Below are 13,660 nucleotides of genomic sequence, written 5' to 3'. Positions count from 1 at the left end.
ACGGGGCCGACGCCCCCTATGGGGCCCGTAGCAGCAGCGCTGACGTGGGGACCCCCTCCCCTGCCGTCACCAGGCACGTGGATGCCCCGGGGACCTGGGCGGTGCTCGTGCCGCGCAGTTGCCGCACCCCCTCGGTGATGAGGTTGAAGCCGTGGACGTAGGCCTCGCTGAGGCCGCCGCCGCTCGTGTTGAGGGGGAGGCGGCCGCCGCTCTCCAGGGCTCCGCCCTCGGTGAAGGCGCCGCCCTCGCCGCGGCCGCAGAAGCCGTAGCCCTCCAGGGAGAGCGGGATGAGCGGGGTGAACGCGTCGTAGATCTGCGCCACGTCCACGTCGTGCGGCCCGAAGTCGGCCTGCTTCCAGAGCCGGCGGGCCGCGGTCCAGGCGGGCCCGGAGAGCGGGTCGTCGTTCCAGTAGTTGACCATTCCGTGGTGCTGCGCGGGCAGGCCCTGCGCGACGGAGTGGACGTACACGGGCCTGGTGCGGCAGTCGCGCGCCCGCTCGGCGGAGACGACGACGCAGGCCAGCGCCCCGTCGGTCTCCAGGCAGTTGTCGAAGAGGCAGAGCGGTTCGCTGATCCAGCGCGAGTTCATGTACATGTCGCGGGTCAGCGGGCGCTCGTACATCATCGCGGCCGGGTTCTGGTTGGCCCGGTTGCGGCAGGCGAGGGCGACGTTGAAGAGGTGGTCGCGGGTCACGCCGTACTCGTGCATGTAGCGGCGCGTCAGCATCGCGATCTCGTCGGCGGGGCGCAGGAGCCCGAAGGGCCGCGTCCACTGGGCGGGGGTGGGGAGCTGCACGGCGGTGTTCTTCCACGGGCGGGGGCCGCTGCCGCGCTTGCGGGAACGCCAGGCGATGCCGACGCTCGCCTGCCCGGTGGCGATGGCGGAGGCGAGGTGGGCGACGGTCGCGCAGGAACCGCCGCCGCCGTAGCCGACCTTGCTGAAGAAGGTGACGTCACCGGCGCCGATGGCCTTGGCGACCTCGACCTCGTCGGTCTCCTCCATCGTGTACGAGGCGAAGGCGTCGACCTCGGACGGTGCGATGCCGGCGTCGTCGAGCGCGGCGAGGATCGCGCGGCAGGCCAGCGTCTTCTCGGGCTCCCGCAGGTGTTTCGCGAAGGGGGTCCGGCCGATCCCGGCTATCGCTGTGGCGTCCTTGAGTGAGGTCATGGGCGGCGGCACCTCCGCGAGCTCGCGAGACGTGGGACCCGGTCGGCGTGCGCGGACGGCGTCCCTGCTGCTGACAGTGCGTCAGGCTAGCGTTAATCTGACGGGTAGTCAGCAACGGTGCGACCCTTGCCCCTAAGTGCCCGGGGGCTCGGGGGGAGCGGGAGGCTTGCGATGCGCGGCGACCTGGAGTGGGGCAGCATCCCCGGACTGGTGCGGACGGCCGCCGAGCGGTACGGCGGCCGGGAGGCGGTCGTCGACGGCCGCACCCGCGTCTCGTACGAGGAGCTGGGCGCGCGCGTGGAGCGGGCCGCCGCGGCCTGCCTGGCGAACGGCGTCGAGCCCGGCGACCGCGTCGCCGTCTGGGCCCCGAACACCCTCGACTGGATCGTCTCCGCGCTCGGCGCGGTCTCGGCGGGCGGCGTCCTCGTACCGCTGAACACCCGCTTCAAGGGCGCGGAGGCCGCCTACGTCCTGGCCCGCAGCCGCGCGAAGCTCCTCTTCGTCACCGGCACCTTCCTCGGTACGTCGTACGTGGCGTCCCTGCGCCGCGCGGCCGCCGAGGGCCCGGGGGAGGGGCCGCTGCCCGGCCTGCCCCACCTGGAGCAGGTGGTGGTGCTCTCGGACGACGCCCCGGAGAACTTCCGCACCTGGAAGGAGTTCCTTGCGGGCGGTGACGCGGTGGACGCGGCCGCGGTCCGCGCCCGCGCGGCCTCGGTCGAGGGATCGGCGCCCTCGGACATCATCTTCACCTCCGGCACGACGGGCCGCCCCAAGGGCGCCGTCATCACCCACGCCCAGACCCTGCGCTGCTACGACGTGTGGAGCGAGCTGGCCGGGCTATGCGAGGGCGACCGCTATCTGATCGTGAACCCGTTCTTCCACACCTTCGGCTACAAGGCCGGCGTCATCGCCTGCCTCACGCGCGGCGCGACGATGGTCCCGCAGCCGGTCTTCAACGTGGACACCGTCCTCGCGAACGTCGCCGCCGAACGCATCTCCGTCCTGCCGGGCCCGCCCACCCTGCACCAGGCGATCCTCGACCACCCGGCGCGCGAGAGGCACGACCTGTCCGCGCTGCGGCTCGTGGTGACGGGCGCGGCGGTGGTGCCGCTCCGGCTCGTCGAGCGGCTCCGCGGCGAACTGCGGGTGGGCACCGTCCTCACCGCGTACGGGCTCTCCGAGGCGAGCGGCATCGTGACGATGTGCCGCCGCGGCGACCCGCCCGAGGTCATCGCGCGGACCTCGGGCCGGGCCATCCCCGGCACGGAGGTACGGGTGGTCTCCCCGCGGGGCGAGCCGCTGCCACCGGACCGCCCCGGCGAGATCCTGGTCCGCGGCCACCACGTCATGCGCGGCTACTTCGAGGACCCCGAGGGCACCGCCCGCGCAGTCTCCCCCGACGGCTGGCTGCGCACCGGTGACGTGGGCGTCCTCGACGAGGACGGCAACCTCCGCATCACGGACCGCGTCAAGGACATGTTCATCGTCGGCGGCTTCAACGCCTACCCCGCCGAGATAGAGCAGCTCCTCGGCCTCCACCCCGACGTGGCGGACGTCGCCGTGATCGGCGTGCCCGACGCGAGGCTGGGTGAGGTCGGCAGGGCGTACGTCGTGCGGCGCCCCGGCGCGGTGGTGACGGCGGACGACCTGATCGCCTGGTCACGGCGCGAGATGGCGAACTACAAGGTGCCGAGGGCCGTCGAGTTCGTCCCCGAGCTGCCGAGGAACGCGAGCGGCAAGGTGGTGAAGGGGGAGCTGCGGGCGGCGCGCTGAGGCATGGCTGCGTGCTCGGTGCTCGGGGGCCGCGTCGTCAGGCGCCGGCGGCCTCGACGAAGGCCTTGCGCTCGGCGGCGCTGCGCTCCACGCAGAACTCGTTGCCCTCCGGGTCGGTGAGGGTGACCCAGCCACGGCCGTCGGGCCGCCGCTGGTCGTCGTGCACCTTGGCCCCGAGCGTGAGGAGCCGCTCCACCTCCTCGTCGCGGGTGCGGTCCTGCGGCTGGAGGTCGACGTGCACGCGGTTCTTGACGGTCTTGGTGTCCGGCACCGTCACGAAGAGCAGCGTGATGCCGTCCGCCTGAACGAGCGCCTCCGGGTCACCGGGAAAGTCGTCGTCGGCGATCGAACCGCCGAGCACCTCGGCCCAGAAGGTGCCCTGGCGGTACGCGTCGTGGGAATCGAACGTGAGGTGGCGCACGAGAGAAGTCATGGGCGGCACTATCCGCCGCGGGCGGAGCGGCTGTCCACGGGATATCCGGGGCGGGTTCAGTGACCGGTGAGCGGTTCCAGGCAGCCGGACTCCATGAACCGCCCGTTCGTCTTCACGTCGAAGTCGGTCTTCTGGACGAAGCCGGTGACGCACGCGCCGTCCCCCACGTAGAGGCCGATGAGGGCGCCATCCGGCGTCACGTACCGCTTCTCCTCGTACCGCCCGTACATCTCCCGCACCTCCAGCGTGCCGCCGAGCGGCTTGTCGGCGCCGCTTGCCTTCCGGGTCTCGTACCCGAGCTTGCCGGTGAGCGCGGCGCGCACGCTGTCGGGGTCCCACTTCTTCCGCTCCCAGAGCCGCTTCAGGACGGGCCGGATACGGGCGGCCTCGCGTTCGGCGGCCTCCGCGTCGGCGGCGGACATCCTGCCGGGCCTGCGGTAGGCGTTGTTCTCGCCGTTGTGCGGGGCGCCGTCGACGACTCCGGGCTCCACGTAGGGGGAGCCGCCGGAAGCGGAACCGGAGGCGGAACCGGGGGAGGCCGTGGCGGAGGACGGTTTGCTGGGCGGCGGCACGTCGTCGCTGGTGCCGACGGCCGAGCCGGGACGACCCTCCTCACCGCAGCCGGTGAGGGACATGAGGACAGCGCCGAGGAGAAGGCCGCACGCGGCGGCACGGCGTCTTCGAGAACCGCTCCGCCGGGGATGCCGGTTACACGTAGAGGTGACCATGCGCACGACTCTGCCACGGAGGGCGGCGCACACGGCGGAGACCGGTTGCCCGACTCTGAAACGATTGCGCGATGTCACCCGAACCACCGCGCCAAGCCCCCCTGACGGGCCCTTCGTCCCCCCGCCCGCGTGTCCTCTTCGTCACGGACCTCACCTACGAGGCGAAGGGCCGCCGCTACTGCGACGAGGACATCCACCTCACCGCCCGCCTCCGCGAGGACTTCGACGTGGCCCTGTGCCATCCGCTGGACGCGGCGTCCCTGCTGGAGACGGCGGCCTTCGACGTGGCGGTGATCCGCAACACCGGTCCCGTCCTGCACTACCTGGAGGCGTGGAACGACTTCCGCGAGCGCGCGGCGGTCAGCGGGACGCCCGTCTACAACCAGCTCTCCGGCAGAGCGGACATGGTGGGCAAGCAGTACCTGCTGGACCTGACGTCAGCGGGCTACCCGGTGATCCCCACGGTCGACACCCCCGGGGCGGCCGACCGGCTCCCGCCCACGGACACGTACGTGATCAAGCCGAAGCAGGGGGCGGACTCGATAGGCCTGCGCTTCGTGCCGGCGGCGGACCTGCGGGCGTCCCTCGCCGGCGGTCCCTCCGGGGTCCTGATCCAGCCCTTGATCGACTTCACGTACGAGGTCTCGTTCTACTACGTGGACCACACCTTCCAGTACGCGCTGTACGCCCCCGCCCCCGACCGCCGCTGGGACCTGCGGCGCTACGACGCGACCCCCGCCGACCTGGCCTTCGCCCAGCGCTTCATCGATTGGAACGCGATCGACCACGGAATCCAACGCGTGGACGCCTGCCGCACCCGTGAGGGCGCCCTGCTCCTGGTGGAACTGGAGGACCTGAACCCGTACCTGTCCCTGGCCCTCCTGGACGCCCCCACCCGGGACACCTTCGTGACCGCGCTGAAGTCGTCACTGCGGACCCTGTCGAGGACGTGACGGAGGGTTATCCACAGGTGCCCCATGGCCGACCGATCTGCGGCAGCCTTGAGGCATGGGGCATACGGGGGGACCACGGAAGGCATGCGGGGCGGGGGAGCCGTTGCGGGCCCTGGCCGTCGGAGGGGTGCTGCTCAGCCGCTGGGCGCTGGAGGCGGGGCACCCGCGGGTCTCACTGTTCCGGCAGCTGGCGGCCGACGGCTGGACGCGCATCCCGGGCGGCGGCTGGGCGGAGCCGGGCCGCGCGGTGGACTGGCGGCTCCGGCTGCGGGCCGGTCAGCTGTCGATGCCGGGCCTGGTGGCCAGCCACCGTTCGGCGGCGCGGCTCTGGGGCATCGAAGTCCTGACCGACGCGCTGGAGTTCACGGACCCGCGCCGGTGCCGCCGCAAGGCAGCGGCCCGCGTCCACTGGCTCCCGCTCGCGCCCACCGACACCACGCTCCGTGACGGCCTCCGGGTCACGACGGTCACCCGTACGCTGGCCGACCTCCTCCGCGGCGCCTCGCGCGAGGACGCCCTGGTGGCCGTCGACTCGGCCCTGTCCCGCCGGGCGTACGGCGGCCTGAGGCGGAGCCCGCTGATCACGGGCCGTGGGGCGCTGACCGAGGCCCTGTCGTCCCCCCTCCCCGGCGCGTCGCGCGCAAGCCGGCGGCTGACGCTGGCGGACCCCGCGTCGGGCTCCCCGGCGGAAACGATGGCCCGCCTCCGGATGCACGACGCGGGCCTGCACCCGACTTCCCAGGCGGTTTTGCTGACCCCGGCCGGCCGGAGGCTCCGCCCCGACTTCCTCTTCCGGGAGGAGTGCGTGGCGGTCGAGGTGGAGGGCTACGCCTACCACGGCACCCGCGAGGCCCACCGCCGCGACCTGCACCGCTTCAACGAACTGGGCTCGTGCCCGGAGATCCGGCTGATCGTCCGCGTCACGGCGGAGGAGGTCTTCCACACCCCGACCCGCTTCGTACGCCGAGTACGGCAGGCGCTGGCGAGGTCTGGGATGGCGGATTGCGGAAAAGTCCCACGGGCGGAGTGGGGTTAGGCCTCTGACCTGGGGTTTTGCGGGGGAGGGGCGGCACTTTCGTGCAACCGTTGAACCTGGCGGCCGCGGGGGTGGGGCGGGGTGGATTTGAGCGTGCGTATTAGGGCGGCCAGGCGGGGGGCGGTGGTCGTCAGGCGCAGCGTGGGGGTTTCGCTTTCGCGGAGGTGGATCGTGGCCGCGGTGGCGGCCAGCTCGACGCAGTCGGACGAGTCACCGCCGCCGGAGTACGACGACTTCTGCCATGCGGTTTCGTGGGTCATGACGGGGCCCTTCACGTGCTCTGGCGGATGCGGTCGATGAGGTTCCTCGACTCTAGGACCCCCAACGCCGCCCCCTCCACCTTGCGCATGACCTCGCGGTAGCGGCTGAGTTGCGCCTCACCGTCAAGAAAGGCGCCACCGTGCGGGGTGTCCGTCAGGACGGTGTCCAACTGCGGGACTGGTCCCACGGCGTAGAGGAGCGGATCGCCGAGGGCGGCAAAACCGTCCACGTCGAACGGGACCACGCGAACCGTCACGTGTGGACGTTCTGCCTGCTCCAGGATGTGCCGCAACTGGCTGCGGGCGACCTCGCTGTCGGCGGCCCTGATCCTCAGGGCGGCCTCATGGATCACCGCCACGTAACCGAAGCCTCCGGGCCGGTCCAGGAGTTCCTGGCGGCGCAGGCGGAAGCGTACGCGTATGCCGACTTCCTCCGTGGGCAGCCGTGGGACGGTAGAGGTGAAGATCGCGCGTACCTGGTCCTCGGTCTGTAGCAAGGCGGGAACGTGGACGGTTTGGAAGGTCCACAGACGGGTGGCGTTCTCTTCGAGCTCGGCCAGGTCGAGGTAACCGGACGGGACGGCTTCCCGGTACTCCTCCCACCACCCCCGCACGCGTTCGCCGGCCATGGCTGCCAGGGCCTTGACCAGGGCGGCGTCCTCGCACGCGTACTGGCTGGCGAAGTGGCGTACGCGCTCGGGGCTGACGCCGACCTGCGCCGCCTCGGTGTTGGACAGCTTCGGCGGCGCGATGCCGAGGAGTTGGGCGGCCTCGCGTACCGAGAGCCCTGCCCGCTCGCGCAGCTTGCGCAGCTCCGTCGCCAGGCGCACTTGCCTGGCTGTGATCACCTTCCGCGCCGGCATGTTCCGCTGCGCTCCCGTCAGTTGAGGACGGCACCAGCCTACGTGAACGGCTTGACCGGGGTTACTGATAACCCTTACGGTCAGTGACGCACCGCACACGTTGCGGAACCGGCGGAAGCCGGAAGCGCACCGCTCCGTCACGCCCTGGTGGAGTCGGCATTGCCACCGGCCCACGGGTGTCCGCCTTCGCCCCCTCCACGAACGGGAGTACCGCCATGCCCGAAAACAGTCGCGTCCAGCCGGACGAGCCCTGGGAGTACACCCTCTACGTCCCGCACGACCTCCGTGCCGTCACGATCGGGCGTCGTACTCTGCGGCTGATCCTCGCCGCGCATGGGCTGCCGCACCTCGGCGAGGCTGCCGAGCTGGTGGCCACGGAGTTGGTGGGCAATGCGTTGCGGCATACGAAAGGGCCCGCCGCGCTTCGGCTGCGCTGGGCGGGGCCGGTGCTTCGTATCGGGGTGTGGGACGCCGATCCAACCCCGCCGGAGCCACCGCCGGACGCCGCTGCCTCGGATGCGGAGGAGGGACGTGGGTTGGATCTGGTGCGGAAGTGCTCCGACGGGTGGGGGTGGTACGCCCTCGCCCAGGGAGGGTGGAGGGGTGCGGCAAGTACGTGTGGTGCGAGCTGGTGGCGGCTCAGAGGGCCGCGTGATCAGCCAGAGGGGGAGTCGGCATGTGGCTGTCGCCCTGCGGGGTGACCGGCATGTGGCTGTCGCCCTGCGGCGTGACCGGCATGTGGCTGTCGGCCAGGGCCGGGGCGGCGGTGCCGCCCGCAGCGGCGGCCGCGATGGCCAGGGTGACGAGAACCTTCTTGGTGCGGGTCATTCCAACTCCCATGCAGTAAGGCACTAGTGGCTGCACGTGACGCTAGTGGCATATGGCACTGGAGTTCGAGCACCTTGCCTGGAACTGGTCACCGATTGGCCGGAACAGGGCCTTGCGCTTATGTCGGCCGCGACGGCTCCCCCTCCGCGCCGCCGCGGCCGACCCCCGTCGGGAAGGAAGTCTCTAGGCGTCCTTGGCGGGCGGAGCGGGCGAGTGACTGTCGCCCTGCGTGGTGATGCCGCCGTCGGCCGGCGGAGCGGGTGAGTGACTGTCGCCCTGCGTGGTCACGCCGCTCTTGGCGGGCGGGGCGGGCGAGTGGCTGTCACCTTGAGTGGTGACGTCCTCGTTCTTTCCGATGTCGCTCATGATTGACAACTCCTAGAGTCAACGTCGCTTATGTGGTAGAAGCGCCCGCTCAGCAATTCCCCCGAGGATCGCTGAGCGGGCGTTCTGGAGGCGCTCACTCTAGTTGTGAGGCCCAAGGCGACCCGTCTGCCCCCCGATGCGACGGTTCGATGCATTGAGAGTGCCAGGCATCCATAAACGTTCGATGAACGTGCCTCAGGGGGTGAGTTCAGACTGCGGTGAGTGGGGCAAGGAGGCTGCGCACCTCGTCCGACTCGGTCGCGCCCAGCTCCTTGTAGATGGCTAGCGCATCCTGCCAGCAAGCCCTCGCGCGGCCCTGCTGCCCCAGGGCGTTCAGCGTCCTGCCCAGCAGGGTGAGCGTGTTGGCGCGCATCCAGTCACCGCCTATGCATTCCGCGGTGAGGGCCTGTTCCGCGTGCCGAGCGGCCTGTGCCGGGCGGTGGGCGGCCAGGTGGACCTGGGCGATGCGGAAGTGCGTCGTACCCTCCCACAGTCGCTGGCGGCTCTCCACGAAGATGCGCAGGGAGTCGACAAGCTGCTCCAGCGCCGAGTCCAGACGATCGGACTGGGCGAGGACGACCCCCAGGGCGTACCGGGCGTTCGCGAGGCGGACCGTCATGCCGAGTTCGTCATAGATGGTGATACCGCGCTGAGCGAGTCCGACGGCGCGTGAGGTGTCGCCCATCGAAGCCACGACACGGGAGAGATTGCAGAGCGCGCTGGCCTCACCCGGGCGGTTCCCATCGGCGCGGAAGGCCTGGATGGCCTTGAGGAGGTAAGTCTCCCCGTCGGCGTAGTGGCTCGTGCAGTTGGCGATGATTCCGAGCTCGTTGGGCGCGTTGCTGCTGATCCATGGATCCTCGGCCACCAGTCCGAGCGCGGTGGCCCGTTCGGCCTCCAGCTTCGCCTCGTCGAATCGCCCGGCGTTGCTGTGCACCTGCGTGAGCGTGACCCGTGCGCGGCCCTCCGCGTGTGCGTCGCCCAGGGCTGCCGCCGCGTCACGTGCGGCCGACGTGGCCAGTTCGTAGCGGAGGGAGCTCGCGCCCGATTCCGCCAGGTCCTTGGAGGCGAGGAGGAGGTCGACCGCTCGGCGGAGCGTTTCCGGGGCCAGGGACTGCTGGACGCAGGCCAGGATGCAGGCCGCCTCCGAGTGGAGCCAGTCCAGGGCCTTCGTGTCGTCGCTGAAGTCCTGGCCCGGATGGCCCGTGCGCTCCAGGTGGTCGACCGTACGGTCACCGGGGCGTTCTATGGCGTACACCCGGGCCGCCGAGGCCAGGTAGAAGTCGAGGAGGCGGGACATGGCCGCGGTGCGTTCGCTGGGGGGTTGTTCGTCGCGTTCGGCGCACGCACGCGCGTAGAGGCGGACGAGGTCGTGGTAGCGGTAGCGGCCGGGGGCGGCGGATTCGATGAGGGAGGTGTCGACCAGGGCCTCCAGGAGGTCCTCCGCTTCCTCGGGCGGGAGGTCGAGGACGGCCGCGGCCGCCGCCAGGGACAGGTCGGGGCCGTCCGCGAGGCCCAACAGGCGGAAGGCGCGGGCCTGGGCGGGCTCCAGTTGGCCGTAGCCGAGTTCGAAGGTGGCCTTGACGGCGAGGTCGCCGGCCTGGAGTTCGTCCAGGCGGCGGCGTTCGTCCGCCAGCTTCACCGCGAGCGTCGAGACCGTCCAGGTGCGGCGGGCCGCCAGGCGGGAGGCCGCGATGCGGATGGCCAGGGGCAGGAAGCCGCAGGCCGCGACGACGTCCAGGGCGGCCTTGCGCTCGGAGGTGACCCGCTCCTCGCCGACGATGCGGGTGAACAGGAGCAGGGCCTCCTCGGGAGACATCACGTCCAGGTCGACGAGGTGCGCCCCCGCCAGGTCGACCATGCGGACGCGGCTCGTCACCAGGGCCGCGCAGCCCTCCATGCCGGGCAGGAGGGGGCGCACCTGGGCCGCGTCGCGGGCGTTGTCCAGGAGGACGAGGATCCTTCTGCCGTCGAGGACGGATCTGTACAGGGCCGCCCGCTCCTCCAGGGAGTCGGGGACCGCCGAGTCGGGCGTGCCGAGGGCGCGGAGGAAGGCGCCGAGGACCGTCTCCGGTTCCGCCGCCCTCGCGCCCGCGCCCTGGAGGTCCACGTACAGCTGGCCGTCGGGGAAGTGGGTGCGGGCCACGTGCGCCACGTGCACGGCGAGGGTCGTCTTGCCGACGCCGCCGATGCCCGCCAGGGCCGAGACCGCCATCACCCGCCCCTCGGCGGAGGAGAGGATGTCGCTCAGTTCGGTGACGAAGGAGGCGCGTCCCGTGAAGTCGGGGACGGTCGCCGGGAGCTGCGCGGGCCGCACCACGGTGGCGGTCGGCTCGGCGGCGGCCGCCGCGGGCTCCGCGAGGGCCGGGTCGGCCTTGAGGATGCGCTGCTGGAGCTCCTTGAGGCCCGGCCTCGGGTCCACGCCCAGCTCGTCCGCGAGCAGGCGGCGCGTGTCCGCGTAGACGGCGAGGGCCTCGGCCTGCCGCCCGCTGCGGTAGAGGGCCAGCATCAGCAGTTCGCGCAGGCGCTCGCGCAGAGGGTGCGCCGCCGTCAGGGCGGTGAGTTCCGAGACGGCCTCCGCGTGGCAGCCCTGCTCAAGGTCCATGTCCAGGCGGGTCTCGATCAGTTGCAGGCGCCACTCCTCCAGGCGCGTGCGCTGGGTGTCGGCGTAGGGCCCGGGCACGCCGGCCAGGGGTTCGCCGTGCCATAGGGCGAGCGCCTTGTTGACCAGGGTCCGCGCCCGGCACAGGTCACCGGCGCTACGGGCCTTCTCCGCCGCGGCCCAGAGGTCCTCCGCCACGGCGAGGTCGAGGGCGCCGTCCGCGGCCTGGATGGAATAGCCCCCGGATTCGCTGACGAGAACGCCGGGGGGCAGCACCTTGCGCAGCCGGGAGGCGTACGTACGTACCGCCGCCAGTGCCTGCGAGGGCGGTTCCTCCCCCCAGAGGGCGTCGATCAGCTCCGAGGCCGTGGCCGTGCGGCCGTCCCGCAGCAGGAGGGCCGCGAGGAGGGCCCGCTGCTGCGGAGAGCCGGGCGGGAGCTGTTCCTCACCGTGCCATGCGCGCACCGGCCCGAGCACGCTGAAACGTGACGCCTGGACCTCGGGGTTCCCCTCGGTCCGCTCCTCGGGGGCGTCCCCCGAGGCCGGACGCCACTGCTCCGGTACTCGCGGTACATCGACCATCGCTCCCCCTGCTGCCCTGCCGTTCCCAGTCCTGCCGGTCGCGGGCTGCCCGTCCCGCGGTCTTGCCGTTCTCCGGTCACCTCGGCGGTGCCAAGGCGGCGCGCCGGGCGCGCCTCAGCCGTACCTCGGTTTCTTGCACCCGTCAGTTTGCCTTGTTCATGGCTGATGCGTCAGCCGTGGGAGACGGCTCTCACAGGGTCCTCGCACGGAGTTCGTGACGGGATGCCGATTACGCGCCGGTTCCGGTCATGGTTCCGGTCGTGGTTCCGGTCGTGGTTCCGTATCGGCTCCGGGGCGCGACGGGGTGGGTGCCGGGTCGCGCACCGGTAGCTGACGGGGTGTCAGATGCGCGCTACCTTGGGCGTATGGAGACCATGGAGAGCTCGGAGACCTTCCCGAAGATCATCTCGGTGGACGACCACACCGTCGAACCGCCGGACGTCTGGCGGGACCGGCTCCCGTCGAAGTACCGGGACATCGGCCCCCGTATCGTCCGCGCGCCCCTGAAGGAGATGACGTTCCTCGGCGGGAAGTTCGCGCCGGTCATGGGGGAGAAAGGCGACGAAGGGCCCATCGGGGACTGGTGGGTGTACGAGGACCTGCACCGCCCGCTGACCCGGCTCGACACGGCCGTCGGCTACGACAGGGACGAGATCAAGCTGGAGGTCATCACCTACGAGCAGATGCGCCCGGGGTCGTTCAGCGTGCCCGAACGCCTGGCCGACATGGACGTCAACCACGTCCAGTCCGCGCTCTGCTTCCCCACCTTCCCGCGTTTCTGCGGCCAGACCTTCACCGAGGCCAAGGACCGGGAGCTGGGGCTGCTCGCGGTACGCGCGTACAACGACTGGATGGTCGAGGAGTGGTGCGGTCCCGAGGCGGGGGGCCGCCTCATCCCGCTGACCCTCATCCCCCTGTGGGACCCCGCACTGGCCGCCGCCGAGGTGCGGCGCAACGCCGCGCGCGGGGTGCGGGCGGTCGCGTTCTCCGAGATACCGCCGCATCTCGGGCTGCCGTCCATCCACACCGACGACTGGGACCCCTTCCTCGCGGCGTGCGACGAGACGGGGACGGTCATCGCCATGCACATCGGCTCGTCCAGCAGGATGCCGTCGACGTCCGCGGACGCGCCGCCGGCCGTGGGCTCCACGATCACCTTCGCCAACTGCTGTTTCTCGATGGTGGACTGGCTGATGAGCGGCAAGTTCGAGCGGTTCCCCGGGCTGCGGATCATGTACGCCGAGGGGCAGATCGGGTGGATCCCCTACATCCTGGAGCGGGCGGACGTGGTGTGGGAGGAGAACCGGGGGTGGGGCGGGGTCGCGGACAAGGTGCACCGGCCGCCGTCGGAGCTGTTCGCCTCGCATGTCTACGGGTGCTTCTTCGACGATGCCTTCGGGCTGCGGAACCTGGATTCCATCGGGGTCGGGAACGTGTTGTACGAGACGGATTATCCGCACTCGGACTCCACGTGGCCGAAGTCCCGGGAGGTGGGGGAGAGTCAGATGGGGCACCTCGCCCCTGACGTGGTCTCCCGCATTGTGCGGGGCAACGCGATTGATCTTCTGGGGCTGTCGGAGGCGGGCCTCTGGGCGGGTGCGTGAACCGTGTCCCCGGGGGTGGGCTCCGCCGCCCGGGGGTGCCGTCGCCGCCTGCGGCCGAGGCTCCGCCGGGGCGGGACCTCGCGGGTCTCCGGGGCTGCGGCGCGGGGCGTAGGGGCTTCAAGCCGCCGCTTCGCGGCGAAGGGTTTCCCACCCGGCCCGCCCGTCTCGCCGCGGCGGATGCGGTGACGTAGGGGCGGGCGGGCGCTGATCCGGCCGGAAGGGCAAGGGGGGGCGAGCCGCAGCGGCTCAGACGCGCCCGACAGCACCTCGACCGGCAGCGTCGCGCCTCGCCTTCCGGCGTCGCGCCTCGCCTTCCGGCGTCGCGCCTCGCCTTCCGGCGTCGCGCCTCGCCTTCCGGCGTCGCGCCTCGCCTTCCGGCGTCGCGCCTCGCCTTCCGGCGTCGCGCCTCGCCTTCCGGCGTCGCGCCTCGCCTTCCGGCGTCGCGCCTCGCCTTCCGGCGTCGC

Annotated in this window: 12 protein-coding genes and 1 pseudogene; 5 read left to right on the top strand and 8 right to left on the bottom strand. The window is 71.7% G+C overall.

What is annotated here, in order from left to right; genetic code table 11:
- Window positions 1-16 precede the first annotated feature (16 nt).
- Complete coding sequence (locus tag ACZ6JY_RS14070) at window positions 17-1,168, bottom strand: lipid-transfer protein (RefSeq protein ID WP_469195642.1); 1,152 nt, start codon at window positions 1,166-1,168, stop codon at window positions 17-19.
- Between the two features lie 171 nt (window positions 1,169-1,339).
- Between ACZ6JY_RS14070 and ACZ6JY_RS14065 the strand changes: the two genes are divergently transcribed.
- Window positions 1,340-2,941: a FadD3 family acyl-CoA ligase gene (locus ACZ6JY_RS14065; protein ID WP_469195640.1), complete on the top strand. Its 1,602-nt coding sequence runs from the start codon at window positions 1,340-1,342 to the stop codon at window positions 2,939-2,941.
- A 37-nt stretch (window positions 2,942-2,978) separates the two neighbouring features.
- Here the strand turns inward: ACZ6JY_RS14065 and ACZ6JY_RS14060 are convergent, their stop codons facing one another.
- Entirely contained in the window at window positions 2,979-3,374 is a 396-nt protein-coding gene (locus tag ACZ6JY_RS14060) for a VOC family protein (RefSeq protein WP_469195638.1), read from the bottom strand.
- 56 nt (window positions 3,375-3,430) lie between these two features.
- Entirely contained in the window at window positions 3,431-4,009 is a 579-nt protein-coding gene (locus ACZ6JY_RS14055) for a hypothetical protein (RefSeq protein ID WP_469195636.1), read from the bottom strand.
- A gap of 164 nt (window positions 4,010-4,173) precedes the next feature.
- Here ACZ6JY_RS14055 and ACZ6JY_RS14050 point away from each other — a divergent pair, with 164 nt between their 5' ends.
- A complete protein-coding gene (locus tag ACZ6JY_RS14050; protein WP_469195634.1) occupies window positions 4,174-5,055 on the top strand; it encodes an ATP-grasp domain-containing protein in 882 nt (293 codons plus the stop codon).
- A gap of 55 nt (window positions 5,056-5,110) precedes the next feature.
- On the top strand, window positions 5,111-6,091 hold the full coding sequence (locus tag ACZ6JY_RS14045; protein WP_469195632.1) for a hypothetical protein: 981 nt from the start codon (window positions 5,111-5,113) through the stop codon (window positions 6,089-6,091).
- Here ACZ6JY_RS14045 and ACZ6JY_RS14040 read toward each other — a convergent pair.
- Complete coding sequence (locus tag ACZ6JY_RS14040) at window positions 6,088-6,351, bottom strand: DUF397 domain-containing protein (RefSeq protein ID WP_469195630.1); 264 nt, start codon at window positions 6,349-6,351, stop codon at window positions 6,088-6,090. The two genes, ACZ6JY_RS14045 and ACZ6JY_RS14040, sit on opposite strands and share 4 nt — an antisense overlap.
- An 11-nt stretch (window positions 6,352-6,362) precedes the next feature.
- Window positions 6,363-7,214: a Scr1 family TA system antitoxin-like transcriptional regulator gene (locus ACZ6JY_RS14035; protein ID WP_469195628.1), complete on the bottom strand. Its 852-nt coding sequence runs from the start codon at window positions 7,212-7,214 to the stop codon at window positions 6,363-6,365.
- Window positions 7,215-7,429: 215 nt separating this feature from the next.
- Here ACZ6JY_RS14035 and ACZ6JY_RS14030 point away from each other — a divergent pair.
- Window positions 7,430-7,869 (top strand): annotated as a pseudogene (locus ACZ6JY_RS14030) (ATP-binding protein).
- Here the strand turns inward: ACZ6JY_RS14030 and ACZ6JY_RS14025 are convergent.
- The 3 genes from ACZ6JY_RS14025 to afsR form a co-directional block, all read right to left on the bottom strand.
- Window positions 7,854-8,042 carry a hypothetical protein gene (locus ACZ6JY_RS14025; RefSeq protein ID WP_469195626.1) on the bottom strand — a complete coding sequence of 63 codons (189 nt, stop codon included), beginning with the start codon at window positions 8,040-8,042 and terminating at the stop codon, window positions 7,854-7,856. The pseudogene ACZ6JY_RS14030 and the gene ACZ6JY_RS14025 sit on opposite strands and share 16 nt — an antisense overlap.
- Window positions 8,043-8,225: 183 nt before the next feature.
- Window positions 8,226-8,408, bottom strand: a complete 183-nt coding sequence (locus ACZ6JY_RS14020; RefSeq protein ID WP_469195624.1) for a sigma-like protein — start codon at window positions 8,406-8,408, stop codon at window positions 8,226-8,228.
- A 208-nt stretch (window positions 8,409-8,616) separates the two neighbouring features.
- On the bottom strand, window positions 8,617-11,592 hold the full coding sequence (afsR, locus tag ACZ6JY_RS14015) for an SARP-family global regulator AfsR (RefSeq protein WP_469195622.1): 2,976 nt from the start codon (window positions 11,590-11,592) through the stop codon (window positions 8,617-8,619).
- Window positions 11,593-11,966: 374 nt separating this feature from the next.
- Here afsR and ACZ6JY_RS14010 point away from each other — a divergent pair, with 374 nt between their 5' ends.
- Window positions 11,967-13,196 (top strand): amidohydrolase family protein, encoded by a 1,230-nt coding sequence (locus ACZ6JY_RS14010; RefSeq protein WP_469196140.1) that lies wholly within the window; start codon window positions 11,967-11,969, stop codon window positions 13,194-13,196.
- The last annotated feature ends 464 nt before the right edge of the window (window positions 13,197-13,660 follow it).

It is taken from the genome of Streptomyces sp. NPDC046335 (genome assembly GCF_055587985.1).
The sequence above is the reverse complement of the archived record's forward strand: the minus strand, read 5'-3'. Positions and strand labels throughout refer to the sequence as shown.

What these genes read in the sequence shown, in the direction of transcription:
- ACZ6JY_RS14065 (WP_469195640.1), top strand. Translation starts at nt 1,340, where the DNA reads ATGCGCGGCGACCTGGAGTGGGGCAGCATCCCCGGACTGGTGCGGACG.
- ACZ6JY_RS14025 (WP_469195626.1), bottom strand. Translation starts at nt 8,042, where the DNA reads ATGACCCGCACCAAGAAGGTTCTCGTCACCCTGGCCATCGCGGCCGCC.
- ACZ6JY_RS14040 (WP_469195630.1), bottom strand. Translation starts at nt 6,351, where the DNA reads ATGACCCACGAAACCGCATGGCAGAAGTCGTCGTACTCCGGCGGCGGT.
- ACZ6JY_RS14050 (WP_469195634.1), top strand. Translation starts at nt 4,174, where the DNA reads ATGTCACCCGAACCACCGCGCCAAGCCCCCCTGACGGGCCCTTCGTCC.
- ACZ6JY_RS14020 (WP_469195624.1), bottom strand. Translation starts at nt 8,408, where the DNA reads ATGAGCGACATCGGAAAGAACGAGGACGTCACCACTCAAGGTGACAGC.
- afsR (WP_469195622.1), bottom strand. Translation starts at nt 11,592, where the DNA reads ATGGTCGATGTACCGCGAGTACCGGAGCAGTGGCGTCCGGCCTCGGGG.
- ACZ6JY_RS14060 (WP_469195638.1), bottom strand. Translation starts at nt 3,374, where the DNA reads ATGACTTCTCTCGTGCGCCACCTCACGTTCGATTCCCACGACGCGTAC.
- ACZ6JY_RS14055 (WP_469195636.1), bottom strand. Translation starts at nt 4,009, where the DNA reads ATGTCCCTCACCGGCTGCGGTGAGGAGGGTCGTCCCGGCTCGGCCGTC.
- ACZ6JY_RS14045 (WP_469195632.1), top strand. Translation starts at nt 5,111, where the DNA reads ATGGGGCATACGGGGGGACCACGGAAGGCATGCGGGGCGGGGGAGCCG.
- ACZ6JY_RS14070 (WP_469195642.1), bottom strand. Translation starts at nt 1,168, where the DNA reads ATGACCTCACTCAAGGACGCCACAGCGATAGCCGGGATCGGCCGGACC.
- ACZ6JY_RS14010 (WP_469196140.1), top strand. Translation starts at nt 11,967, where the DNA reads ATGGAGAGCTCGGAGACCTTCCCGAAGATCATCTCGGTGGACGACCAC.
- ACZ6JY_RS14035 (WP_469195628.1), bottom strand. Translation starts at nt 7,214, where the DNA reads ATGCCGGCGCGGAAGGTGATCACAGCCAGGCAAGTGCGCCTGGCGACG.